The organism is Novipirellula rosea, assembly GCF_039541335.1.
In the GTDB taxonomy this organism is placed as follows: Bacteria; Planctomycetota; Planctomycetia; order Pirellulales; family Pirellulaceae; genus Novipirellula; species Novipirellula rosea.
Map to the genome: position 1 here is coordinate 67805 of NZ_BAABGA010000107.1, position 24593 is coordinate 92397.

A 24593-nucleotide genomic window follows, 5' to 3' on the forward strand; every position below is an offset into this window, starting at 1 on the left:
GATACAGATGCGATGGGTACCGGTTGGGACGGCGCCGCCATTCAAATGGATACCGAGGCCGCGCCGCAAACGAATTGCTCGGTCGCCCTCACCCGAGCATCGCTAACGGCTTGCTCGACCTCTCCCAAACTTCGTTTGGGACAGGTGCCAGAAAAGCCTCTGCAAACCTAGAAATAAAAGGCACTGCGTTTGCTGACCTACTCGGCGTCCCACCATGCGTTGATCGCATCGGTCATCGATTTGACCTTTTGGGGATGCTCGGCGGCAAGATCGTTGTTCTCGTGCGGATCTTGTTTCAGATTATACAGCTCTGGCTTTTCGCCCTGCATTCGACTCGAAGGCAAAATCAGCTTCCAATCACCTTGGATCATCCAGCGGTAACGCAAACTTGCGGCCGGATCGTCCATCGATTGAATGTCGTGCTCAAAGATTTCACCAAAGAGTGCATCGCGTGACTCGCGTTTGCTCTTGTCCAACAAGTTGATGCCCGGCAAATTCCGGTCGGTTTCAACGCCGACTGCCGCTAACACGGTGGGCACGAGGTCGATCGACGACGCCAATGTTTCTTTGTCCATTTGTGACGTGACGTGGCCTGGCCATTTGATCATGATCGGAGTTCGCGTGCCGCCTTCGTTAGGACTTCGTTTGCTGCGAGGTGCATAGCGGCTCGCACTCAGTTCGTTGATCCATCCGTTGTCGGTCACGTAGATCACGATGGTATTTTCAGCGAGTCCTCGCTCGTCGAGCGATGTCAGCAATTGACCACATGTTTCGTCGAACCATTCACACATCGCCCAATACTTGGCCATCGGCAACGAGTCGGTTTTGGAGGTGTACTTGTCCAAAATCCGCTGCGGTGGGTTGTGGGGTGTATGCGGCAAGAACGGAGCGTACCAAACAAAGAACGGGTCGTCGTTTTCTTTGCAGCTGTCAAGAAACGAATCGATTGGTTCCATGCCGGTGCGTCCGATTTGCAATCCCTTGTCGCCATGTCGTCCATCTTTGTTGAAATCGCCCTGCGTCATCCCTTCGCTGAATCCACCACGCTTGTAGTTGCCTTCCCACCATTTGCCGGTCTGCAGCGATCGATACCCCAGCGGTGCCAAGTAATCGGGAAGCGTTTTCATGTTGTCGATATGCGACAGATAGGCTTCGCGGTTCTTAACGTATTCAGGTTGCGTATGGTTAGGACGTTTTTTGCCCTCTTTCATTCCTTCCCACGGTGGGTCATTGCCAACGACGCCATGTTGATGCGGATACAACCCCGTGATGATCGTCGAAAGCGACGGACGACACAGACTGTTGGGCACATAGCCACGAGTGAACGTCAAACTTTCGCGAGCGAGTTGATCCAGATGAGGCGTCTCAATAGCGTCGTGCCCCATAAACGAATAGTCGCCCCATGCTTGGTCGTCCGACAGAATCATCACGACATTAGGCCGAGTCTGCTGGGCAAATGACAGCGTGCATACGAGCGAGAAGAAAAGCAAAGATGCAAAACGAGAGAGCATGAACGATCCTAGTTATTGGAGAGTGGAAAGTGGGAGAGGGGGGAGAGGATAAGGCCAGACGTGGCCGGTATTTTACGGTAAAACTTCGACGATGATCGGGTGGGTGGTCACGCCGCCATTGGCATTGGCGTTCAAGAAGAACGTGCGGCGTCCGGGCACCGAGGTGGGATCGGCGGTCAGAAAGAACTCTCGTTCGTTACTGCCCGCCAAAATCAGCAAACCATTCAGCCCGATGTTGTCAACGTAAACGCCCTGAGTCGCGTTTCGTCCCGAGTCTTCTTTGCCAAAAGAGACTTCGTTATCAAAACCGGCTTTGCGTCTCAGTCGCACGCGAGCTGAAACGGTTTCGCCACGGCGAACCTGCAAAACCCAAGTTTCATCTTCCGCCACATCATGATCCAGAGGATGCAAACTGGGAATCACACTGGGGCCGTCGGAAAGCTTGATTTTGCTCAATTGTCCCGCCGAGCGTTCGACATGTCGCCCCAATACTTCTGCGGTCGCGACCACATTGACGTTAATCTCGCCTTGCCACGGGGCCAAATCTTCGTCAGACATCGTTTCGGGAACCCACAAGGTTCCCACTGCTGATCGTTGCCCGGATTCAATCACGATGGGTGAGTTCGAAACCACGGATTTTGGTAAACCATCGAGGGTAAACGTAACAGGGCCATCAAAGCCGTCGATGCGGTCGACGCGAACGATAAATTCGCGCCCCGTGCCTTTAAAAATGGGGCCTTTCAGTTGAGTGATCGAGGGGCGGAAACTCGGCGTCGCGGCACGCACACCAAGCCGATATTGAAATGCTTCGCCCCCCTCGCCTCGAGTGTCGGTGATGCGAACCTTGAACGTCCCATCACGAGGCGCGGTGAACAACAATCGACTGGCGTTGCCCGCGATTCGCATTGGGTCGTCGTCGTTTTCATAATACACATCGAAAACCGGCAACCCATTCGCAATTGGAGATTCGTCTCCGGCAAGCGGACGGACGACGTAGCCCGGTTCTCCTAATGCGTGCGTGGTTCCGCTCGTTCCAAAATAAGTCCAACGCTGGCCTTCGCCCGGATACGTGTCAAAGCCAGAGTCGGGACCACGAGGATGTTTCCATAACCGCGAGACTTCGCCGGAGGAATAGAAGTAATCGCCCAAATTCATATCCTGCCAATTGAAGACACGAAAATCGTTCGACTGCATACTGTCTTTACCGCGAAAGGTGAAATACGAATCGCGGACGGCTTGTAACCGCGTTCGCAAGACTGGATGGTCGTCGGAATCCAAGATCGAGACAATCGGATCAATCGGACTGTTTCCAATCTTGTCCGCGTCAATCGCCCAGACTTCGCCTGCATTGGCATGCCAAGCGTAAACGTCAACTTCGCCCGCCGCAGAGATAACACCGCTAACTTGGGCACCACGTGGAAGCGTATTGCCATCGGATTCACTGCGTACCGAAAGTGCATCAAGGTCCATGTAGATCGGCGTGACCGGTTTCGCCGCAAGGACTTGTTTGTCGGACGACCGGGGCAACGTCCGGCTGACCACTTGTCCGTTCATCAGCGAGATCAACACGGAATCGGATGCTGCATCGAACGCGATATCGGTCCCGGTATCTGGCACCGACTCGAGTGACGCGACTTGTTTCCATGACACGGTGTCAAGCAGTTTTACGTTTCCCGATTGGCTAAGCACTGCCAAATGATTCGAATCGGCTGCGAACGCGAAACCGACCAACGGCGACTCGTCGACAAATCGCGTGACGGCGAGCGGATTGATTGCGGGCGCGTTGACACTCTTGAGTCGCCAAACACGCAATCGATTATCCGCACCGCAGCCCACGATGAATTTGCCGTCGGCGGTAAAGTCGATTGCCAACATCTCGCCCTCGCCCTGGCTGAGTGTATCGAGGCGTTTACCCGTTTCGACATTCCAAACCTTGATCGTGGCATCAGCACTAGCACTGGCCAAGACCTTTGAATCGTGCGAGAACGCCAAGTCATATACCGCGCCGTTGTGCCCGGTCAATTCATGCACGACCTTCGCTGTATCACGGTCCCACAACTTGATCACGCGGTCGTAGCCTGCAGTTGCCACCCACTTTCCATCGGCAGAGAAGACAGCCGAATACAACACGTCGCGATGACCGAGCATCTCGGATTCCACGCCCGCATCGTCGACACGATAGATGGCGGCGCGGCCATAGGCTCCGGTTAACCCCGATGCAACCAGAATGTGTTTTGCATCGTGACTAAACGCGAGCGAATTGACTTTGCCTGGCAACCCTTGAACCTCGGAGATTGTCGTGCCGTCCGCACGCATGATCTGCACCGCTGAAAAGCGAGCGATCGCACGCACACTGCCGTCCGCAGAAACCGCGATCGAGGTGACGGGACGTGGTGAGTCTTTATCGGGTTCAACCCTTGGCGTTCGCAGCGACGTTTTGATCGGCATGTCGCCATCGGGACCGACAGCCCCCTGATCAATCCAAGCTGCAATCGTCTCGATTTCATCGACACTCGGCCCCGGCTCGTCATTGGGCGGCATTTTGGGTTCGATTTTGCCCATCGTCATCAATAACATTCGGCTGCTACCCGCCGCACCGGCGGTGACCGCCAAACCGGTATCGCCCCCTGCCAACAGCGACGCGTGATCATCAAGTCGCAAACCGCCTTCGTTGTCGTCCGCGTTGTGACAACCGACGCAGTATTTGTTCAGAATGGGTGACACATCGGTCACAAAGTCCACCGCATCGGCGGCATTGACCGCGATGTTGGTGGCGACTAGCAACAATGGGATTAACAGGAAACGCATAATGAATATTTAAGATGCGAGAAGTTTTTCAGGTGGGGATGCGGCGTCTAGCAGCGATCAATGATTGAAGGTGAATTCGGTGCTCGTCAACATGCTCCAGGCGACGTCCTGCATTGCCGTGCTGAGATCGTCGCCGTATTCGCCAACGACCTTCAGCAACCGTTCGCTTTCCTCGAGTGATGGAGGCCGCGAAAGTGCAGCGAGGAACAGTGTTTCAATCATTTCGGACGGAGTTTTGCCCTCGGCGATCAGCTTTGCAATCCGATTGTTCGCTTGTTGCAATTTTGGGTTCAGCGTTTCACCGTTGGATAGATGCAGGACTTGAACCATGCTCTGTTCGGAACTGCGTTCGCATTCGCAAGTGATCTCGCGGGGATTGCGACCAAACGTGTCGAGGAAATACGACGCGACTGCAGAGTCATAGAGCTCAATCGCCTTGGTCCCCGCGGGATAAAAGTCGGTCTTTTGCTTGTCCGCACCAGGAAACGCGACTTGGTCAAACTTAGACGAGGTTTCCAAAGTTTGATCAATCGCGTCCAGCATCACTTCGGCCATCAGGCGACGGGGGTAATAGCGACTCAGATATTTCTGTTCCAGTTCATTTTCGGCCAATGGGACGCTGCTGCGTTGATAGCTTTCACTTTGCAAAATCACCCGCATCAACTTCTTTAAATCAAATTCGGCGTCCACCACGTGTTGGGCCGTCGCGGCTAATAGTGGTTCGTTGCTGGCGGGATTGCTCAATCGCAGATCATCCACTTGTTCGACCAACCCGCGACCGAAAAAGTTTGCCCACACGCGGTTGGTGATCGAGCGAGCGAAGTAGGGATTCGACGGATCGGTCAACCAATCGGCGAGCACGGCACGGCGATCCGATGGGTCGTCAAAATCAAGCGGCGGAGCATCCAGCGGTGCGGGCGGTTGAGGTTTGCCGCGATTGGGCTGGATCAGATCCCCGGACGTCGCAACGTACAACGTGCGGATACCATCCCCATTGCGACTGTCACCGCCCCAGCCCTTGGCACGCACACGAGCGAACAGATTCGCCATGCCGTAGTACTGGTCGTTACTCCATTTTTCAAGCGGATGGTTATGACACTTCGCACATCCGATTGATAACCCCAAAAAGGCTTGGCAGGCGTTTTCCGTCATCTCCTCGGGCGTTTGATGCAACGCGTAAAAGTTAGTCGCACCATTTTCGTTGCTCAATCCGGATGCCGTCAGTATCTCGCGTACGATTTGATCCCACGGCTTGTTTTGTTGGACTTGGTTACGGATCCACTGGTAATAGGTCTTCACCGCGACCGGACGCAACCGCGTTCCGTTGACGAGCAAAATGTCGCACCAGCGATAGGTCCAATAGTCAACATAGTCGTCGCTGGAAAGCAAACGTTCGATCAAGCGATCACGACGATCGATGGCAGAGTCTGCTAGATAGATTTGCCGTTCGTTTAGACTCGGCAAACGTCCGATCGTGTCGAGTGTAGCGCGACGAAGAAACGTCTCGTCATCACATCGAGGTGAAGGCCGAAGGTTCAACGTTTTCAGCTGGGCAAGGGTCAGTTCGTCAATGAAATTGCGACGTGGCGCAGCGACATAAACTTCGCTAGCGATTTCATGCGGATAGGGAACGGTCATCCTCGCCAGTGCGACTTTGCTGCCAAACCAAACCAACACGGCTCCTTCACCACTGCCGACGACATCGACGATGCCGTCTTCGTCGACCATGACGATCGCTTCATCGGTCGCCGAGAAGACCGCCCAATGAGTCACGTCGACCACACGACCATCGTTGTAATGTGCATTGACGAGCACCCGCGTTCGATCACCAGGCCGAAGCATGCTCGCAGCGGGCGTCACCGTGATCCGTTCAAGCCGTACATCGTCGTCGCTGGGCCCGCGAGCCCCCGCAGCAATCCAAGTCGACAGCACTCGATAATCACGCGACTCGGTGTCGAGCCTTAGCCCCCCTTTGTGTGGCAACGCCCCACTTGGTTTGGCGACCAACAAACTGCGTCCCGGATCGGACAACTCAACGCGTCTTCCCTTGGCTTCTCGTGTGATGCTGAGGAAGTCGGATTGGCTGTCATAACCTCGAAGCGAAAGCCGGAATCCGCCCTTGCCTGCTAACGCGCCGTGGCAAGCACCGGTATTGCAGCCCAGACGCGATAGGACCGATTGCACGTCGTTGCGAAAACTCCATTGGTGAGGTTCATCGACCCCGTTGACCGTGACTTCGGTTGTCGATACCGCATTGCCAACGCGTGCGGTGATCGTTGTCGTACCGTTACCAGTCGCGATCGCCACGCTGTCGTCAATCGTAACGACAGCGGGATCGCTAGATGTCCATCGAACATTGTCGTCGATGATCGCCGCTGGCACGTTTTCAACATTTGACACATGGACGACCATCAATTGTTGGCGTCCTTCGCGTCCAGAGAGCGAGAACGATTTCGGGAGCACTGCGATGTCATTGGCCGCGACCGCACTCTGCGAGATCACGGCAGCGAGCAACAAGAGGTGCAAGCGATTCGGGATGATCATGGTTGTGATAGGTCTTTTCGTGAACTTGGCTGGTTGCCCGTCGGGCCTGCTTGGAACCGGAGTGTGGGGATTATCTGCGGCTAAATCGTTGCGTTTATGCAAACAGTTCTTTGATTTCGCGAACGCCAAAATCGACCAGCGGGAATGGACGTCCGGCGGGCCCCGGTAGCTCGGCATGCAGTTCGAGTCCCAAGCTTTTGAAGATCGTTGCGATGATTTCGCCCGGGTTCGCTGGACGATCCGCCGGCACCGCTCCCATCGGGTCGCTCGCCCCGATCGCGCGGCCTCCCTTTACGCCACCGCCGGCGAACGTGCATGAAAAACACTGGGGCCAATGATCACGTCCGCCCGCGGGATTCACTTTTGGGGTCCGGCCGAACTCAGCCAACCCGCATACCATCGTGTCCTCGAGCATTCCACGCTGGGCCAAATCAGCGATCAATGCCGAGTAGGCTTGGTCGTACATCGGAGCGACGATGTTCTTCATTCCCTCGATCGTCGTGAACGGCTTACTGCCGTGAATGTCCCAAGTGACTTCGTTAAAAACGGTTAAGAAGGTGTTGATCGTCACGAAACGAACTCCGGCTTCGATCAACCGTCGCGACAGCAAGCAGCATTGTCCAAAGCGATTCATTCCATAGCGTTCACGGACGGCCGTCGTTTCTTGAGTCAAATCGAATGCCTCACGAGCTTGCGGGCTGCTCATCAGCCGATAAGCCGACTCAAAGTTCTTGTCCATCATCTTGGCCGACTCGGACGCTTCGAGCTGCTTCATGCGTCCTTCGATGGCATCTCGCATTCTGCGGCGTCGATCAATTCGCACATCACCCAGAGTCGAAGGGGGCAACAAATCGGGGACTTTGAAATTCGCTTGACTGGGGTCGGCCATCAGTGCAAACGGATCAAACGACTTCCCCAGAAATCCACCGGCTTGTCCGTTGGGCAAATTGCCGCCGCCCCGCCCCATCGTTTCGGGCAGCACGACATGTGCGGGCAAATCCGTACGGCGGCCTTGCATGTACTGGACCACCGCCCCGGCGTGCGGATAGTTCACTCCGCCGCTGAATTGACGCCCGGTTTGCATCATCTGCCAACCTGCGTCATGCACCGCAGCGGAGGTGTGGTAACACGACCGTACGATCGAGAACTTGTCCGCGACCTCGGCGTGCATGGGCAGAATCTCGGAAAGTTGAAAGTCACCCCTGGTGGAAATCGGTTTGAACGGACCTCGCACTTCGGCGGGGGCCTCCGGTTTCATGTCGAAGGTGTCAAGTTGGCTAGGAGCACCAAGATTGAAAATCATGATGCAGCTGCGTTTGTCTTTGCCGGGGTCTACCGCCCCCATTTCTTCGGCAGCCAATAGTTGGGGCAAACCTAATCCGATCGCCCCAAGCGTGCCGACTTGCAGAAAATCGCGGCGCGAAGTGCCGTCACAGGTATGAGCGATACCACGCGAGGTTAGGTTTAACATGAGGCCGGGATGTGGGGAGGGGATGTCGGGGTAGGGAATGCTCGTTGCCGCACCGCCCTAAAATCCCTGATTAGGTCCACGATGAGTAGCATTAGGGATGGGGGAGCGGACGTGTAGCGTCCCTTATTGTAGCTTCAATGGTCGCGTGACTGCAAAGTGCTTTTAGGAGCATCGGCAGAATAACTGGCGGCGTCTTCCGTGGTGGACGAGGCAACGAGTGTTTTTTGGCTCAGTGAAGCGGCAGGACCTCGTAGCTTCGCCCACTACCGCCCGCCATTTATTGTTCCGAACGCCCTTAACGCCAGCGGTGCCAAAGAGTGCAAATCGCCAGCTTCTTCACCTTCGTTTTTAAACGATGTCCCAAAAAAAAACGTCACCCGGGGGGTGACGTTCATGGAATCAGCTCCATACGGGCTGATTCGACAATTTGGTTGAGGTCGGAGTCGCAGGGAAACTACGCGACTTCCCAGCCCTTGCGATACTCTTTCTTGATGTACTGGTCCGCTTCGGGGCAATTGGTGGCCTTGAGTGCTTTGGCGTCCCAATCGAGTTGCTTGCCAGTGCGATAGGCAACGTTGCCCAGCAGAACCGATTCGGTCAGCGCGCCTGAGTAGTCAAAGTTACAGAGCGTTGGCGAACCGTCTTTACAGGCCTTGATCCACTCGGCATGGTGGCCGATCGAGTCAGGAATCGTTTTCGGTGGCGGAGTGAAGTCCGAGAACTTGTCTTGTGGGAACAACTTGTAGTTCGAGTAGTTAGCGTACATGTGGCCATTACTGCCCACGAACATCACGCCACTGCCAGGAACGCGTTCGCCCGCAACTTCCTTCGGAGTCAGGTTGCCGTCGTACCAAGTCAAGTCGACGCCGGGCATATTGCCTCGGGCAGGGAACTTGTACTTGACCTTCAAACCGAGTGGGCAGGTTTCCGGATGAACCTCAGGCCCTTCGGCTTCACACGAAGTTGGGTGACGCAGATTGAGTGCCCAGAATGGCAAATCCATGTAGTGACATCCCATGTCACCGAGAGTGCCTTGCCCAAAATCCCACCAACGACGCCACTGGGCGGGGTGGTAACGACCGGCTGCGTAAGGACGCTCGGGAGCTCCCCCAAGCCAAAGATCCCAGTCTAGATTTTCAGGAGGCGTCTGTCCGGCTTCGGGACGTTCACCGCCGCCCCATCCTTTTCCAACCCAAACGTGGACTTCTTTGATGTCGCCCAGCACGCCGGCTTGAACGATTTCTACGACGCGGCGGTAGTTGGGTTCCGCATGGATTTGAGTTCCCATCTGAGTGGCCACGCCTTTAGCCTTGGCCGCTTCGGCGATCACACGAGCTTCGTGAATGGTGTGCGTCAAAGGTTTTTCGCAATAGCAATGAAGCCCAGCGTTGATTGCACGTAGTGACGCTGGTGCGTGATGATGGTCGGTCGTTCCGATCACGATCCCGTCTGCCTTGTCCGCTTCGTTTGCGATCATCTCGCGATAATCGGCATACAGTTTGGCATCTTTAAAACTCGATGCGGCACGGTCCAGATAGTTCTTGTCGACATCACACAAACCGACAATGTCTTGACTTTTAACGCCATCAATGTCCGCAGCAGCGCGGTTCGCGGTTCCAACGCACAACAGTTTCAGTTTGCTGTTGGCCGAGGTTGATTCCGCAGCAGGCAATTCGCTGAAGACGCCCGCTGCCAGGATGCCAGCACTGGTCGTCTGCAGAAAGCGACGCCGGTTTGCGGATGCGGTAGGCGACGATTTTCGAGGCGCAGGGGGGTTAGCCGGTTTCTTCATTTCAAAAAATCCTAAGTGGTGGTGGGCTGAAATGGTGGGATGATGAAGCTGGACATTCAAGCAAGATACTTGATGCGGATCTCCAATTCCACACTATTGTATCGCCAATCTCGATCGCAATGTTGGTTCACAAAAGAAGGGAAATTCGTCGGAAAGTGCCAATTCGATTCAGCACGTCTTCTCCACACACCCCCGATCTCGATGATCCGACAGTCAACAAGTCAATAGACTTACCGATGCCGTCCCCTTTCGAGAAAGGTTAAGGGAGTGAAACTTGCTTTCCGCTGACGAGCGAGGGCGGACGATCGCATCTTAGCAGCAGCAAGCCCCAAATCACTTCTGCACGTGTGCTTCGGTGACTAGAACCGAACGCCCCACTGGCAGATTCATCTGCTTGGAATCGGGCCCGATTCCGCTTGTTCTACCGTCGATAACCGCTGCCCCCCTCGGTTTGTAGATTGGCGGTCCTCATTCGGGTACGATTTGGAGGTAAGACCTCAATTCTCTGCTCTCAGAAATGGTGTGATCATTGGCTATGAAACATCCACTACCTCGTCTTCGAATCGCATTCGCCGTCATCGCCGCAGTTTCCTTCTCGCTGTCTGGATTCGCCCAAGACAGCCCTGGGAAAGCGGCGACAGAAGTCTCGTCGGATTCTCAGGAAAAGGAGACGCCGCTTGAATACACCGCATCGGAATCGCCGCTGTTCTACAAAATCCATATCAAAGCAGATTATGGTGCCCAGTCGGCGAAGACAAACTTGGAAGGATTATTGGTCTACGAACTTAAAGAGGGCGATGGCGGGGCGGTGTCCATCAGCTGCGAATGCCAATGGAAACGCAATTCCGCCTACCGTGGGTCACACAGTGAACGCGTCTTCCGACTCTCATCGGTGTTGCCTGCCGGCCGAATTGCCGCCTGCGAAATCGACAACCGGGGAAAGCCGATCAAAGTCTCGCGGCCTGCATGGATCCTCGGGTTGCCGATTGATCTCGGACGAATTGCATTTCCGCAACTAAGCGAAAACGAAGCGTGGGAGGTGACCGAACCTGTCTCGCTGGTCCAAAGCGCCCACATCTACAACCATCTTCAGTTGATAGCGGTGTCTCCGGAGATTAAGGATCCATTTCGAAGCAATCGTAATCGACCGCAACGGGAGGAATCGCCCGAGAAGGTTGCACTCGCCCAAATGAAACGGCAATGGGTCGACAAGGACGCTCTGCTACCGAGGTTCCGAGAATCTTATTCGATCGACGGCAGTGGGCTGAGTCCTGAAATCCAAGTCACGGGAGACCGCGAAGTTGTGTTCGCGCGTGAGCGTGGATCGGTCGACGAGGCCAAGTTTTCACTTCGGATTGTTTGGAAGGAACCCAACCACGAGATTACTGTGCCCTGTTCGCTCGAGTTGCAACGATTGCCCGAAGACGAAATCACCGCGTACAAGGAAGCGAAAGAGAAAGCGGCGTTGGAACAGCAGAAACGACTCGCGGAACACGCCGCGATGCAGAAGACGGTGCCCGACGTCACCGAACGAGACCGCGTGATCGCAACACTAAAAACGGCGAAGAAAGAGGTCTTTGATCTGATGGTCAGCAAATTGTATGGCGAGAAGGTTGCAGACGATCCCGAGATGGCCCGTGTGTTGTACGACCAGTTCTTTGAGCGAGAACGCTTGCCATACCACACGGTCAGCGTCATCACGAACCTCGACCCCACGTTGGAAAAGGCGGCGACGATCGCGGCGAAATATGCGACCTCGTACAGTTCGTTTGATATCAGTTTGACGGGCGATTTGATCGACGAAGAGACGCCACTACAGAAAAAGCAGATCGTTTGTTTTCCCGACAACAGCCGCTTCAAACCAGCGCACTTTTACGGCGCCGTCGAAGATGTGTTGGTGCTGGAAACACGTGATCGCGAACCCAAACTGATCGCGGTCAAACGGGCGGTGTGTCGACTGCCCGCTCCAACAATGATCGACCCCAACGCGGCGTCAAACGAGTGAACATGAGACTGGTTTAGCCTGGGAACATTTTTTTTGCTGGCGATTGGCGACAAGTGTCCAATGGTTCTTTATTTCAGCACTGCAATCTCATCTACATTTCTCTAGGACGACGGTTATGCTTGCTCTTCTCCGACTGAGTGTGTTCGTCACAGTAGCCTGGTGCTTGTCCATGTCTGCACTTGTTGCTGCAGATGCCGCGTGGCCAAACATTCTGATCGTGACGGTGGATGATATGAGCGCCGATTCGCTCGGCGTGTTCGGCTGCAAACTTCCTGACACGTCGCCCAGCATTGATGCGTTCGCCAAAACGGCGCTGCGGTTCGAACATGCTCATGTGTTGGTAGGCAATTGCATGCCCGGCCGAAACATCATGTGGTCGGGTCTGTATTCACACGTCAATGGCGTCGAAGGATTCCGGCAAAACAAGTCGCCGAGTTATCCAGTATTGTGCGATTTGGCCAAGGCAGCCGGTTACTTTGCCGGCATTCGGGGCAAAGTTAATCACTCGACTCCGTACACCCCTTACGCCTGGGACGCGGTGCTGGACACCGACTCCAACGGTCAAAAATATCACATCAAAGATGTGGCAAGCTACGGCCAATCGACTGCCGATGGAATCCGCATGGCAGAACAAGCGAATAAACCGTTTTGCTTGATGGTCAACATTTCGGATCCGCACAAACCTTTTTACTCGGGTCCACGTGATTCACATCAACCCTCGCGAACGTTCTCTGCGGACGAGGTTCCGATCCCTGGATTTCTGTTTGAGGATCCGGCGGTGCGAGAAGAACTCGCCAGCTATTACGCGTCCGTCCGTCGTGCCGATGATTGTTTTCGCGAGATCATGTCGGCGCTAGACGACTCAGGCAAAGCCGAGACAACGGTAGTGATGTTCTTGTCGGACCACGGCATGCCGCTGCCGTTTGCAAAAACGCAGCTCTATCACCACAGCACGCACACGCCGCTGATGGTTCGCTGGCCCAATGTCACTTCTGCCAATTCGATCGATGCGAATCACATGGTTTCGGCGATCGATTTCCTGCCGACGCTTTTGGAGGTGATGCAGCACGAACATCCCACGCCTGACATTTTGCATGGCCGTTCGTTTGCGCCGCTGCTGCGTGGCGAGACACAAAAGGATCGCGACTTTGTCATTTTGCAGTACAACGAAAACGCGGGCGGCAACCGTCACCCGATGCGAGGAATCCAGACTCGCGAGCACCTGTACTTGTTCAATCCTTGGAGCGACGGCAAGCGAAAATTTGCCACTGCGACCACGGGCACGGCGACCTATCGCCAAATGGCCAAACGAGCTGAAAAGGAATCTGTCATCTCTGCCCGCCTGGACTTGTTTGACCATCGAGTGCTCGAAGAGCTTTACGACGTGCAAAATGATCCTGATTGCTTGGTCAATTTGATCGACAGTCCCGCAATGCAAGAAACCGTGCAGTCATTGCGAAACCAATTGACTTCGGCGCTCCAGCAGATGGATGATCCGGTTGCGGTGGTGTTGCAATCTCATGCCGACGTTTCGATCCGCGATGCTTTTATGGCGAAGGAAGACAAGCTGACAAATCAATCGCGAAACAAGCGAAAAACGCCAAGAGCCAAACCTGCGAAACAGAAATAAGTGAACCGAATTTTGTTGCAATGATTCACTTTCGGCTCAAGTCCTTCATGGATGATCGGTTGGCTCCAGTGCCGCTCCGCAGTGAGGACAAAACGCACCTGGAGCTTGGATGGCGAGATCGCAACTCGGACAATTCAGCGACGGTTGTGAATACGTCGGTAGCGCATTTTCGTTAATCTTTTTGATGTAGAACACGATCCCAATGACAAGCACGAGCGGCAGCACCAGCACGCCAAAGATCAGCATAATGATGACGATTTCTGCAACACCGGGCATTCCAAACGAAAACATAAAAAAGTTCCTCGCAGCACAAGTGGGGCCAGTTTGATGACGTCGGTTTTACCATGGTTGATCGGAACTTGCGCGGTAAAACAATCGCTGCATCGACCTGACTTGGTAGGCAGGAATCATTGGGTGACCCCCCGTTAACCGTTTGGGCGCTAGCCCCAGTTCAGCGACGGAACCGGGGCTAGCGTCGAAACGGCCAATTTACTGAAAGACTCCTGCCGAACTGCGTTTCGGCAATTCAGCGAATGGCCGCCTGTGCAAGGCGAACGCTATTCCGCAGTCTCATATTCGAGGTTCCTTGGCAAAGCGATTGAGTTGAACCAATCAAACTGCACAGCGGATGCCCCTTGGTGATCGGCGCGCCGTGGTCAGGAAGATCATAACAGGTAATGCCGTTCGTTTCCGCTTGCGAGAGTGCATCCCGATCCAACGTTCCAGTTTCCCGTGCGAAGACAACTTTCTTTACAAATGGGTTTATGACCTGGTTGTTATGCGAAAGCCGCCTTTTGAGCTCGGCAAGCGAAGGTGATCTCCATTCGCCACAGATCTTAGGGACTTGGCATTTGCATGCCGATCCAATCAGCGATTCATGCTGCTGAAGTATGCTGCGGCGGATCAAGTCTCGTTCGATCAGTTCGCTCGACGCGGTCCAGCGCGGGTTAATTTCGAGTAACCAAAGATTTTCTTGGGCGTCGACGATCACGTCGATGCCGAACAATCCCGTCAGTGCTGTCATCGCAACAAGCGTGTCACCAAGTCGGCCGAGCGTTTCGGTTTGCTGCCTCGTCAGCGATACAGGCCCCAAGGACCCGCCGTACACGAACGGAAACGGATGCTTTCTAGTATGCAGTGAACGGCAAACTCCGAGCATCACTGATTCGTTTCCGTCACTCAGGTAAGACGCACCGAACCGCTTGCCCGCGATCCATTGCTGATAACAAATCGAGTTGGAATGTTGTCGCAGCGGTGTGGACTGTTGATCAGAGACCCAGCGGACGTGGATGCCACCGCTGCTCGAAACGTCTTTGCACAGCCAGCGTTCGCCGGTGGACGTGATTCGCTCGCTAACATGCCGTCGAGACGCGTCGTCCGATGGCAGCGTGCGAGGAAATTTCATACCCACCGCCGAGGCCAAACGTTCCAAGAAGTGGGGATCCTGTTGCTTCGATCCTGCTGCCGATTGAGGGACAGTCGAATGAAGGACAGTCGATTGAAAGACAGGGGAGAGGGTTGAGGACAGTGAACAAACGTCTCTGGAAAAACCACCAACGAATAGCAGCAACGAATTCGCGACGGAGAGCACCGCATCATGACGAGGCAGCGGGTCACAAAAGCCGGGCTGTTCCTGCGGCGTAATCAGCACAAATTGATCACAGGCGGCTCGGCAATCGCTATCCCCGAACAAATCAAACCCGACGACTTTCAAATTGGCACGCTTTGCCGATTGTGCAGCCGCTCGCACGCTTGCCCCGACAAGCGTTACGGTCGGTCGCGAGCTGCAATTTTTCAAGGGTGTCGTTCCACGCGAATGAATGGGGGAGTGGCCCGAAATGAAGGAATCTGGTACCGTTCCCGTTGCTTCGGATGCCCGTGCCGAATTGACGCTGGTCCCCGAAACCATCAAATACAACACATTGTGTCCTTCCTCAACCCTACAACTTCCCAGCGGAGTCCCCATCCATGCAGTTTAACATTGGTGAAGCTTTAGTCGGCGATGGCAACGAAATCGCACACATCGACTTGATGATCGGCAGCAAAAACGGTCCTGTGGGAGCCGCGTTTGCCAACGCATTGTCCAACCAGAGCGAAGGTCACACGAACCTGCTTGCCGTTCTCGAGCCCAACGTCGCCGTCAAACCCTCGACCGTGATGATCACCAAAGTAACGATCAAGGGGATGAAACAAGCAGTACAAATGTTCGGTCCGGCTCAAGCCGCAGTCGCCAAAGCGGTTGCCGACTCGGTTAGCGAAGGCATTATTCCGAAGGATCAAGCCGAAGACCTCGTTTGCGTTTGTGGCGTATTCATTCACCCGCACGCCGAAGACGACGAAAAGATCTACAACTACAACTACGAAGCGACCAAGCAATCGCTCGTCGCCGCGATGGGTGGAAAACCGACCGTCGATGAAATGCTTGCGAAAAAAGACTCCGCAGCCCATCCTTTCAAGGGCTTCTAGTCGTTGCTCAAGAAAACAGGGACGCAACGAGGCCTTTCCTGCCTTTGAAAGCCCTTTCGCGAACACCAAGGCTCCTCGGTTCCCCATGAATCGAGGAGTTTTTTTTGGTTTGCTCCTTTTGTCGCAACCCGTTTTTGGCGCTTGGGAACGCCATTGCAGTTTGGTATGATCGTTTAAGGGCGTCGTAACCAAAGGCAGGATCACGCAGTCCCCCCTCAGCCCTCTTTTTCAACTTGTGCAGCGACAAGTCCAATATTCGAGAATAGTGTAATGCTTAAACAGCAAAAAAAATTGATCCTGGACGAGGCCCAGCGAGAATCAATGCGACGCGCCGGTCGAGTTAACGCCCGCCTGATGGACTTCATCCGTCCTCACGTCGTCGCAGGGGTAACAACGCAAAGCATCGATGATCTTGTTGCCCAGTGGACGCGAGATCATGGGCATGTTCCCGCGACGCTCGGGTATCAAAACTATCCCAAGAGTTGCTGTGTCAGTGTCAACGAGGTGATCTGCCACGGCATCCCGGGCCCCTACGAATTGCAACCCGGCGATATCGTGAATGTCGATATCACCACGATCGTCGACGGATGGCACGGCGACCAAAGCGAAACGTTCTTGATTGATGAAGTCAGTGAAGAACGTCGCGCCGTGACCCAGTGTGCGTTTGATTGCCTGTACCTAGCGATCGAAGCGCTGACCCCAGGTTGCCGTGTTAGCGAGATTGGCGAGACGATTGTGCCCGAGGCACATCAGCGTGGATTCACTGTCGTGCGAGAATATGTGGGGCACGGACTCGGTCGCCAATTCCACCTCGATCCCTCGATCCCTCATTACCCAAATCGCGAAAGCCGTAGCGACCGCCTGTTTCCGGGAATGTGCTTTACCGTCGAGCCGATGATCAACGCCGGAACTCGCTACACCCGCTGCGACAAACAAGACGGCTGGACCGTGCGAACCAAAGACGGACTGCCGTCCGCCCAGTTTGAACACACGCTGCTGATGACCGAAGAAGGTCCCGAGATCCTGACGTTGACCGAAAATGGCCCCCGTCGCGGTCATCAGTTCTAGTCAAGCACTTGCGGCGGCTACCGTGTCCGCCGCCATCATGCCTGGGTCTAGCCTGAACTGCTGAGACTTTGATGTTGCCGTGTTATTTGGTTGCACTCGTTTCCTGCCACCTCTGCACCAACTTCGTCGGCGGCTGATTTAGTAGCAAGCAAATAGGCCAGAGGCCGAAACATGACCTGCCGTTGGCGTGAGCCCACAGTTTAGGGGCGACCTGTCGCCGTAAGGCCGGAAGCCGACACACTGACGGCCCGACACACTGACGGCAGAGTGTGCCGCCCGCTGGGCTTTGTTTTCTCACCTCCACTAGCCGGTAGCTCACGCCACCGACAGAGGGTGTGTCGGCCTCCGGCCTGTGATCAAAGCTACGAAATCAGCAGTCTTTTTTTGCAGGTGCGGAAAGCATCTGGCAAAGCCCTCCAACTCCGCTGCATTCTAGCGCCGCCTGCCAACCATCGGCACAGAATCGCCACCCTATGCGAGGGACGCGAAACAGCGCCAAAGCACTGCACCGGCTCTTGCTTCGCTGCCATTTTTGACGCCCGGTGCTGCATAAAACGCCAGCGGTGCTGCCGTTTTTGTCGGCAACAATGACGTCTCTTTTCGAGTGCTTTTGACGCGTGCAACCTTAACTTGCCGCGAAGGCGACTTCTGACACCCAAACGAAAACAACATTCAGGTTGGTGTATCAGTTGCTACAAGTCTTGCACGGTCGCTCGAGTGTTATCCGTTTTCGTTTTCGATAACAACATTCGATTGCCGACATCATCATCGACACCTGCAAACACGATCCGTCGACGCCAACGACCTCGAACGAGTGTCGATGCACCTCGTCGGTTGATAAGCGAATTTAGACAAGGAAGACCAACATGGTCATGAATGCAACCCCAGGGAATGAATCCTCGTCTCAGATGGACGACGTCGAAGAACTCAGCTGGAAGATGCTCGACAATAACATCTCCGAAGCCGATCTTCGCCGGCTTGAGCTGCTACTGCAAAACGATGCCGAATGTCGACAACGGTATCTCGATTGTGCGAAGCTGCATTGCGAACTGAACGCTTTCTTCAACCCCGCTTCACAAGAGCGAGAACCAGGAATGCGTACCCCAATGGGAATGCTATCCCAAGGCTTGACGGCGTCGAACCCAAGTAGTCTCCAGCGATAACCATGGCTTGCGGCAGCATGGTCTTCTCTTCGCTCCTGGCATCGCAGGGAATCCGTCAATGAGGATTCGCTTGCCTTGATGAGCGCATGCCGACATTGCGGATCGACCTCGCCCACGATTCGGGCATTGCCTCTGTTCAGGAGCTTGCCGGAACGGCAGACGAAAGGATCCTCATCCACTCGGCTGGCAAATCCGCTCTACACAATTAACGGATCCCCAATTAATCGAGCCTCGATCAACAAAATTTTGCTACGACTTTTCGGTTCATCAGCGATGCATTGCGCATCGAGCGAGTTCGTTACTTATACTGCGATTGTTATAAAAATTTCTCGCCGGCCTCGTTGCCATTGCGTCCACGCCATCGCAAAAAAAATCTTATGAATCGATCATTTCGTCTGTGTTCTTCGTTTCGGTCGTCGCAACATCAATCCATCCACACCGCTGCGGCGGGGCGATCCCCCTCACCCCGATTTGCCAGCTCGTTGCTTCGGATCGTCTTTTCCATCGCGCTGCCGCTTGCGGCGTCCGGCGTCGTGTGGGCGGACTCGACCGATCAACCAAACATCGTCTTCATCCTGGCGGATGACTTGGGGTATGGGGAACTTGGCTGTTACGGCCAGGAAAAAATTAAAACTCCCAACATCGACCGGCTTGCCAGTCAAGGGATGCGTTTTACTCAGCACTACACGGGTGCCCCCGTATGTGCGCCGGCACGTTGCGTGCTGATGACGGGACAGAATTTGTCACATGCCCAAATCCGTGGAAATCGCGATTCCGGTAACGGACGCATCTACCCAGGCCAATGGCCGATCACGGATGACGCCGTCACCATTGCCGAAGTCCTAAAAGACGCAGGCTATGTCACCGGAGCATTTGGAAAGTGGGGGCTCGGGCCTTCGAACACCTCCGGCTCGCCGATCAAGCAAGGGTTTGATCGTTACTTTGGATACAATTGCCAACGCAACGCTCATAGCTATTACCCTCCGTTTCTTGACAGCGACGAACGCGAAGTCCAAATCAATCTCTACCCGATTCCTGGACACGACCGCAAACCCGAGGGCGAGGTCATTGCGGACGACTACCGGGCAAAGAATTATGCTCCGGATTTAATTCTTGCCGAGGCGACCAAGTTTATCGACAAGAACAAAAACAAACCGTTCTTTCTGTACTTGCCGTTTGTGGAACCTCACGTTTCGATGCAGCCTCCGCAGCAATGGCTGGACCAGTACCCGGAATCTTGGGACGAAGAGAACGGGCCCTATCGAGGCGAAAACGGATACTTGCCACACCCTCGGCCACGCGCGGCTTATGCATCGATGATTTCGGATCTCGATGAACACGTTGGCACGATCCTTGAGCGTTTAGAGAATCATGGCCTGAGTGAAAACACCCTGATCGTTTTCACCTCGGACAACGGACCGACGCACGGAGGCCGCGATCCTCGCTTTCATATTGGCGGTGCCGCTTGCACTTTCTTCAATTCGACTGGCGGGCTGCGGGGTTTCAAAGGCAGTTGCTACGAAGGCGGAATCCGCGTTCCCTGTATCGTGAAATGGCCAGGACACGTCAAAGAAAACAGCGTCTCGGAATTGCCGTCCTATTTCCCCGATTGGTTCGTAACACTTAGCGAGGTCGCTAAGATTGATTTGCAAAATACAGAATCGATGAAAAGCACATCGCTGGACGGGATCAGTCTACTGCCGGAATTAACATCCTCGTCAACGCCAACACGCGACAGTCCGATGATCTGGGATTTCCATAATTACGGCGGCATCGTGGCTATTCGCGATGGCAAATGGAAAGCGGTTCGACGAGATCTGCTGAAAAAGAATCCTGGCGACTGGGAACTCTACAACTTGGACACCGATCGCGACGAACAAAATGACGTCGCTGCGGATCATCCCGAGATCGTCAAGCGACTCGAAGCTACCTATCTGGATATACGATCCATCGAGCCCGATTTCGCGCTTCCGATCTATGACAAGCTAACTCGTCAAAATGCGAACTGATCTTAGATCACGAGATTTAATCCGCATTTCATTGTTCACTGCCCCTTACTCTTCCTACTGAATTCGCAAGACAAAGAGCACCATGACAACGCGTTTATCGAGATCGCTAGCGATCGTTGCCGTTTTTAATGTAGTCACCGCCGTGACGATCTATGCAAAAGAGACAAAGCATGCCGTCCCGGTATTTAAGGACGGTGAAGCCCAAATTGTCGAGGAGTTTAAGGATTCCGATTTTTGGATTCGACACGATCTGTGGGTGGAAACCGAATTTGATTCCGATGGCGATGGTAAACTCGATCGCATGCATGTGGATGTCACGCGGCCTCGACAAACCGATACAGAAGGCTTAAAATTGCCGGTGGTCTATGGATCAAGTCCTTACTACTGTGGCGTCGGGGATTCTGACGAAAAATATTTCTGGAACACGCGGCATGAACTGGGTGAGGTGCCGCCGCCACGGAAACATATGCCCGAGATCGAACTAAAGATCCAGAGACCGATCATCTCAAAGCGACATGTTGAAGATTGGGTACCTCGTGGCTACATCGTTGTCCATTCTTCGTCGCCGGGAACGGGACTCTCCGAAGGGTGTCCGACGATCGGAGGTGACAACGAGTCGCTCGCGCCCAAGGCAGTGATCGATTGGTTGTGTGGTCGCGGGAAGGGGTACACGTCGATTGATGGCGACGAACCCGTAACGGCGTATTGGAGCACAGGCAAAGTGGGAATGACGGGAACATCGTACAACGGCACAATCCCGTTAGCAGCGGCGACCACCGGCGTTGAAGGACTCGAAGCGATCATTCCGGTTGCCCCCAACACCTCGTACTATCACTACTACCGATCCAATGGCTTGGTGCGTCATCCGGGCGGTTACCTCGGCGAGGACGTCGACTATTTGTACGACTTTATTCACAGTGGGAATGCGGCACGACGCGAGTACTGCGACTGTGAGATTCGTGACAAAGAAATGGCAGAAGGCATGGATCGCGTCAGCGGTGATTACAACGACTTCTGGGCAAAACGTGACTACATCCATGACCTCGGTCCGATGAAAGCGGCGCTGTTGATGTCGCACGGATTCAATGACTGGAACGTCGTGCCGGAACACAGCAATCGAATCTACCAAGCTGTCAAAGCGAAAGGGGTTCCGGTTCAGACCTACTATCACCAAGACGGACACGGTGGGCCTCCGCCAATGAAATTGATGAATCGATGGTTCACTCGGTATCTCCACGGAGTCGAGAACGATGTCGAAAAGGATCCGCGAGCTTGGATCGTGCGAGAGGATGCCAAACAAGATAATCCAACTTCGTACGAGGACTATCCCAATCCCGCAGCGTCACCGGTAACGTTGCGGCTGACCGCGGGAGCCCCCGAGCGCGGTACGCTCGCCCTTGATTCAAAATCGGGTCAAGGAACCGAGACGCTGGTGGATAACTTTTCATTCAGCGGCGAATCACTTGCCCAAGCCGAGTGGACCGAGCATCGACTGATCTATGTCTCCGAAACGCTTACTGAGCCACTGCATATCTCAGGGACACCAAAGATCGAATTGAAATTGGCCAGCAGCAAGCCGTTTGCGAATCTGTCAGTTTGGCTTGTCTCGCTGCCATGGAACAATGACAAGAAGGCAAAGATCACTGACAACATCATCACCCGTGGCTGGGCGGATCCTCAAAATCAGCATTCGATTCGCGAGAGTGAGCCGCTTGAACCAGGCAAGTTTTACGATGTGAAATTTGACCTTCAGCCAGACGATCAAATCATTGCGAAGGGCCAGCAGATAGGGCTGATGATTTTTTCGAGTGATCGCAATGTGACACTATGGCCAACCCCCGGTACCGAATTGACGGTCGATCTCGATGCGACGCAGTTGAGTTTACCTGTGGTGGGCGGAGTCGACGCATTTAAGAAGTCGACTCAGAAGCCATCCGGGAGCAAACCGACCGAAGCGGTGACACCATCGGCGAAGTCATAGTCACGATCTTGATAACGTTTTCGGAAATGGTCGCTCGGCATGAATCCCACAGTAAAAGAAGTCATGGCAGAACTCGAGTCCCTCGGTTCTGCTCAAACGCGAAAAACTTATTTACGCCACGGAGCTTCCGAACCGCTGTATGGGGTTAAGTTCGGCGATTTACGTCCACTGCAGAAGCGGCATCGTGGAGATCAAGAGCTAGCCGAATTGTTGATGGACACGGGCAATAGCGACGCCATGACACTGGCGTTGCTAATCGCGGATCCGACGCAAGTTAGCTCACGGCAGATCGACGATTGGCTGAAGCGGATGACGTATTCGTTGCTTGTTGGCATGGTTGCGGATTTAGCCTCACGTACGTATTACGCAGCAGCGAAGTGGAAGAAATGGTCCAAGAGTCGTCAGGAGCGGAGTTTATCCGCCGCATACACACTGCTTGCGAGCTGGCTGGTTCACGACACCGCGAATGTGCCGGACGAAATTGCCGAGGCGGCGTTGGACCGAATTGAGTCGACGATTCACGACGCACCGAATCAAGCGAGACACGCGATGAACCAAGCTTTAATTTCGATCGGGATTTATTTGCCATCGTATCGTGACCGAGCGTTTGGTGTCGCAAAAGCAATTGGCAAAGTTAGCGTGGATCACGGCGATACGAGTTGCAAGACGCCGGATGCCGCAGCGTACATCGAGCGAGCACTGAAGCACGGGCGGCGAAAACGTCGCCCCAGCTGACACCCTCTTAATTGGGGCCACCCAACTATTAAATCAGAGGTCCCCGAATTTTTCGCCAAGGACTAAGACATTTATCAGTTCACAACAGTTTGCCATACGAAGCGAGCACGGCATTGACGCAAGCGGCGAGCAATAACGGCGTGAATCCACACCATTTAAGTCGCGATTCCCACTATCAGCGCAGCAGTTAACGCAAGTGATGTCTCGTTCTAAAAATCAAAGTTCTCGCGATCGGCATCAGCCGCTTGCAAGAGGGTTGCCCGGAGCACACATCCACTTGTTGCCGCGACGGGTGGCCTCTTCAGCCAAATGCTCTGGCGTGCCAGCAGCCCGATGGTAAAGGCGTCCGAAACGCTTGACGAGATCACACCATGCGGGTGGATCCAAGCCAATGCGACTGAGAATCGAAGCGAGATGAGTTGGAATCGAACCTGCTTTGCCAGCTCGAATTTCACGTCCGGTCCAATCGAGTAGCTGTAAGTAATCGAGCATTGAAATACTCAAATACCCCTTACGACTCGCTCGACGGCCGTTGGTTTCAGGATCGGGTCCGACCGCGTCGTGACGCTCATCAATTTCGATCGGGCTCATCCAACCACTCTTTCTGCGGCTGCGACTTCGTTCCCAATCATGCGTCGATGGACGACTGCGATCTCCACGACAACTTAAGTCATCAATGCGATCCTTTACGCCAGTGAAATCACTTTCTTCCGGAGTTTCTGCGATCGCAGCACGCACCGGGTTGAGGTCAACATAAGCAGAACACGCCAACAGCGACGCTTCATCCAACAACAATTGGCATTTGAAACGCCCTTCCCAGAATCGCCCCGTGCAGTCATCTTCGCGATTGGATCGGCGAGCGATGTTCTCTGAAACGCATCGCATCCACCAACTAACATCACTCAAGCGTTTTCTCCGCTCCGCCAATACTTCGGGCTGATTGACGATCATGTCGATTTCAGGTCTGGTCGGCTCTGCGGCGGTACCATCTTGATTCTTTCGCTTGGGGAATAGACGCAGCCAACGCCTTGCAACCTCATCGTCCGACCAGGTTTTGACAATGTCCGGGCGACTTCTCAAAACCATGTGTACATGATTGCTCAAGACGGTATACGTGAGACAATCAATTGCTAGCACAGACGCAAGAAACTCCAGGCGATTACGAATCCACTCGCGCCGGTGCTCGAACGATTTCCCCGTGAAGACGTCCTCGCCACATAAGTATGCCCGGCGTACACAACGCTGGACTGTATGGAGGACCTGTATTTCAGCCGGATCGATCACCTTACTGCGAGCTAAGCGGGACATCGCCAGTCCTCCTCGGGGTAGGAACGAAACTACCCCGATTCTATCGTGTCTGCCGGGTCGTAGCGAGAAAAAAGTGGGTGGCCCCAATTGAGGAATGCTTGC

18 protein-coding genes are annotated in these 24593 nt (G+C 54.3%); 9 read left to right on the forward strand and 9 right to left on the reverse strand.

Annotated elements, in window-relative coordinates; translation table 11 throughout:
• Positions 1-197: 197 nt before the first annotated feature.
• The 6 genes from ABD971_RS30510 to ABD971_RS30535 form a co-directional block, all read right to left on the reverse strand.
• Positions 198-1511, reverse strand: a complete 1314-nt coding sequence (locus ABD971_RS30510; RefSeq protein ID WP_345327455.1) for a sulfatase family protein — start codon at positions 1509-1511, stop codon at positions 198-200.
• 72 nt (positions 1512-1583) lie between these two features.
• The gene (locus ABD971_RS30515; RefSeq protein WP_345327456.1) at positions 1584-4319 is read right to left on the reverse strand and encodes a c-type cytochrome domain-containing protein; all 2736 of its coding nucleotides are present in this window, start codon (positions 4317-4319) and stop codon (positions 1584-1586) included.
• A gap of 57 nt (positions 4320-4376) precedes the next feature.
• Positions 4377-6863: a DUF1549 domain-containing protein gene (locus tag ABD971_RS30520; protein ID WP_345327457.1), complete on the reverse strand. Its 2487-nt coding sequence runs from the start codon at positions 6861-6863 to the stop codon at positions 4377-4379.
• A gap of 94 nt (positions 6864-6957) precedes the next feature.
• Positions 6958-8334, reverse strand: a complete 1377-nt coding sequence (locus tag ABD971_RS30525; RefSeq protein ID WP_345327458.1) for a DUF1501 domain-containing protein — start codon at positions 8332-8334, stop codon at positions 6958-6960.
• Positions 8335-8597: 263 nt separating this feature from the next.
• Complete coding sequence (locus ABD971_RS30530; protein WP_345327460.1) at positions 8598-8729, reverse strand: hypothetical protein; 132 nt, start codon at positions 8727-8729, stop codon at positions 8598-8600.
• 59 nt (positions 8730-8788) lie between these two features.
• Positions 8789-10126, reverse strand: coding sequence for a Gfo/Idh/MocA family protein (locus tag ABD971_RS30535; RefSeq protein WP_345327462.1), 1338 nt, complete (start codon positions 10124-10126; stop codon positions 8789-8791).
• Positions 10127-10661: 535 nt separating this feature from the next.
• Here ABD971_RS30535 and ABD971_RS30540 point away from each other — a divergent pair.
• Both ABD971_RS30540 and ABD971_RS30545 read left to right on the forward strand, forming a co-directional pair.
• Positions 10662-12131 (forward strand): hypothetical protein, encoded by a 1470-nt coding sequence (locus tag ABD971_RS30540; RefSeq protein WP_345327463.1) that lies wholly within the window; start codon positions 10662-10664, stop codon positions 12129-12131.
• 169 nt (positions 12132-12300) lie between these two features.
• Entirely contained in the window at positions 12301-13761 is a 1461-nt protein-coding gene (locus ABD971_RS30545) for a sulfatase family protein (protein ID WP_345327464.1), read from the forward strand.
• 45 nt (positions 13762-13806) lie between these two features.
• Here ABD971_RS30545 and ABD971_RS30550 read toward each other — a convergent pair whose 3' ends face one another.
• Positions 13807-14052, reverse strand: a complete 246-nt coding sequence (locus ABD971_RS30550; protein WP_345327465.1) for a hypothetical protein — start codon at positions 14050-14052, stop codon at positions 13807-13809.
• Between the two features lie 235 nt (positions 14053-14287).
• A complete protein-coding gene (locus ABD971_RS30555) occupies positions 14288-15559 on the reverse strand; it encodes an ATP-grasp domain-containing protein (RefSeq protein WP_345327466.1) in 1272 nt (423 codons plus the stop codon).
• A 40-nt stretch (positions 15560-15599) separates the two neighbouring features.
• Here ABD971_RS30555 and ABD971_RS30560 point away from each other — a divergent pair, with 40 nt between their 5' ends.
• From ABD971_RS30560 to ABD971_RS30590, 7 genes are all read left to right on the forward strand, one after another.
• Positions 15600-15740 carry a hypothetical protein gene (locus ABD971_RS30560; protein ID WP_339946252.1) on the forward strand — a complete coding sequence of 47 codons (141 nt, stop codon included), beginning with the start codon at positions 15600-15602 and terminating at the stop codon, positions 15738-15740.
• Complete coding sequence (fae, locus tag ABD971_RS30565; RefSeq protein WP_339946253.1) at positions 15730-16227, forward strand: formaldehyde-activating enzyme; 498 nt, start codon at positions 15730-15732, stop codon at positions 16225-16227. Before ABD971_RS30560 ends, fae begins: the two co-directional genes overlap by 11 nt.
• A 270-nt stretch (positions 16228-16497) precedes the next feature.
• Positions 16498-17295 carry a type I methionyl aminopeptidase gene (gene map, locus ABD971_RS30570; protein WP_339946254.1) on the forward strand — a complete coding sequence of 266 codons (798 nt, stop codon included), beginning with the start codon at positions 16498-16500 and terminating at the stop codon, positions 17293-17295.
• An 866-nt stretch (positions 17296-18161) separates the two neighbouring features.
• Positions 18162-18458, forward strand: coding sequence for a hypothetical protein (locus ABD971_RS30575; protein WP_345327467.1), 297 nt, complete (start codon positions 18162-18164; stop codon positions 18456-18458).
• 377 nt (positions 18459-18835) lie between these two features.
• The gene (locus ABD971_RS30580) at positions 18836-20467 is read left to right on the forward strand and encodes an arylsulfatase (RefSeq protein WP_345327468.1); all 1632 of its coding nucleotides are present in this window, start codon (positions 18836-18838) and stop codon (positions 20465-20467) included.
• Positions 20468-20549: 82 nt separating this feature from the next.
• Positions 20550-22448 (forward strand): Xaa-Pro dipeptidyl-peptidase, encoded by a 1899-nt coding sequence (locus ABD971_RS30585; RefSeq protein ID WP_345327469.1) that lies wholly within the window; start codon positions 20550-20552, stop codon positions 22446-22448.
• Between the two features lie 39 nt (positions 22449-22487).
• On the forward strand, positions 22488-23183 hold the full coding sequence (locus tag ABD971_RS30590) for a DNA alkylation repair protein (protein WP_345327470.1): 696 nt from the start codon (positions 22488-22490) through the stop codon (positions 23181-23183).
• A gap of 237 nt (positions 23184-23420) precedes the next feature.
• On the opposite strand, the gene ABD971_RS30595 is transcribed toward ABD971_RS30590, so the two are convergent.
• Positions 23421-24269: a hypothetical protein gene (locus ABD971_RS30595; RefSeq protein WP_345327471.1), complete on the reverse strand. Its 849-nt coding sequence runs from the start codon at positions 24267-24269 to the stop codon at positions 23421-23423.
• Positions 24270-24593: the final 324 nt, after the last annotated feature.

What these genes read in the sequence shown, in the direction of transcription:
- ABD971_RS30510 (WP_345327455.1), bottom strand. Translation starts at nt 1,511, where the DNA reads ATGCTCTCTCGTTTTGCATCTTTGCTTTTCTTCTCGCTCGTATGCACG.
- ABD971_RS30515 (WP_345327456.1), bottom strand. Translation starts at nt 4,319, where the DNA reads ATGCGTTTCCTGTTAATCCCATTGTTGCTAGTCGCCACCAACATCGCG.
- ABD971_RS30520 (WP_345327457.1), bottom strand. Translation starts at nt 6,863, where the DNA reads ATGATCATCCCGAATCGCTTGCACCTCTTGTTGCTCGCTGCCGTGATC.
- ABD971_RS30525 (WP_345327458.1), bottom strand. Translation starts at nt 8,334, where the DNA reads ATGTTAAACCTAACCTCGCGTGGTATCGCTCATACCTGTGACGGCACT.
- ABD971_RS30530 (WP_345327460.1), bottom strand. Translation starts at nt 8,729, where the DNA reads ATGAACGTCACCCCCCGGGTGACGTTTTTTTTTGGGACATCGTTTAAA.
- ABD971_RS30535 (WP_345327462.1), bottom strand. Translation starts at nt 10,126, where the DNA reads ATGAAGAAACCGGCTAACCCCCCTGCGCCTCGAAAATCGTCGCCTACC.
- ABD971_RS30540 (WP_345327463.1), top strand. Translation starts at nt 10,662, where the DNA reads ATGAAACATCCACTACCTCGTCTTCGAATCGCATTCGCCGTCATCGCC.
- ABD971_RS30545 (WP_345327464.1), top strand. Translation starts at nt 12,301, where the DNA reads ATGTCTGCACTTGTTGCTGCAGATGCCGCGTGGCCAAACATTCTGATC.
- ABD971_RS30550 (WP_345327465.1), bottom strand. Translation starts at nt 14,052, where the DNA reads ATGTTTTCGTTTGGAATGCCCGGTGTTGCAGAAATCGTCATCATTATG.
- ABD971_RS30560 (WP_339946252.1), top strand. Translation starts at nt 15,600, where the DNA reads ATGAAGGAATCTGGTACCGTTCCCGTTGCTTCGGATGCCCGTGCCGAA.
- fae (WP_339946253.1), top strand. Translation starts at nt 15,730, where the DNA reads ATGCAGTTTAACATTGGTGAAGCTTTAGTCGGCGATGGCAACGAAATC.
- map (WP_339946254.1), top strand. Translation starts at nt 16,498, where the DNA reads ATGCTTAAACAGCAAAAAAAATTGATCCTGGACGAGGCCCAGCGAGAA.
- ABD971_RS30575 (WP_345327467.1), top strand. Translation starts at nt 18,162, where the DNA reads ATGGTCATGAATGCAACCCCAGGGAATGAATCCTCGTCTCAGATGGAC.
- ABD971_RS30580 (WP_345327468.1), top strand. Translation starts at nt 18,836, where the DNA reads ATGAATCGATCATTTCGTCTGTGTTCTTCGTTTCGGTCGTCGCAACAT.
- ABD971_RS30585 (WP_345327469.1), top strand. Translation starts at nt 20,550, where the DNA reads ATGACAACGCGTTTATCGAGATCGCTAGCGATCGTTGCCGTTTTTAAT.
- ABD971_RS30590 (WP_345327470.1), top strand. Translation starts at nt 22,488, where the DNA reads ATGAATCCCACAGTAAAAGAAGTCATGGCAGAACTCGAGTCCCTCGGT.
- ABD971_RS30595 (WP_345327471.1), bottom strand. Translation starts at nt 24,269, where the DNA reads ATGGTTTTGAGAAGTCGCCCGGACATTGTCAAAACCTGGTCGGACGAT.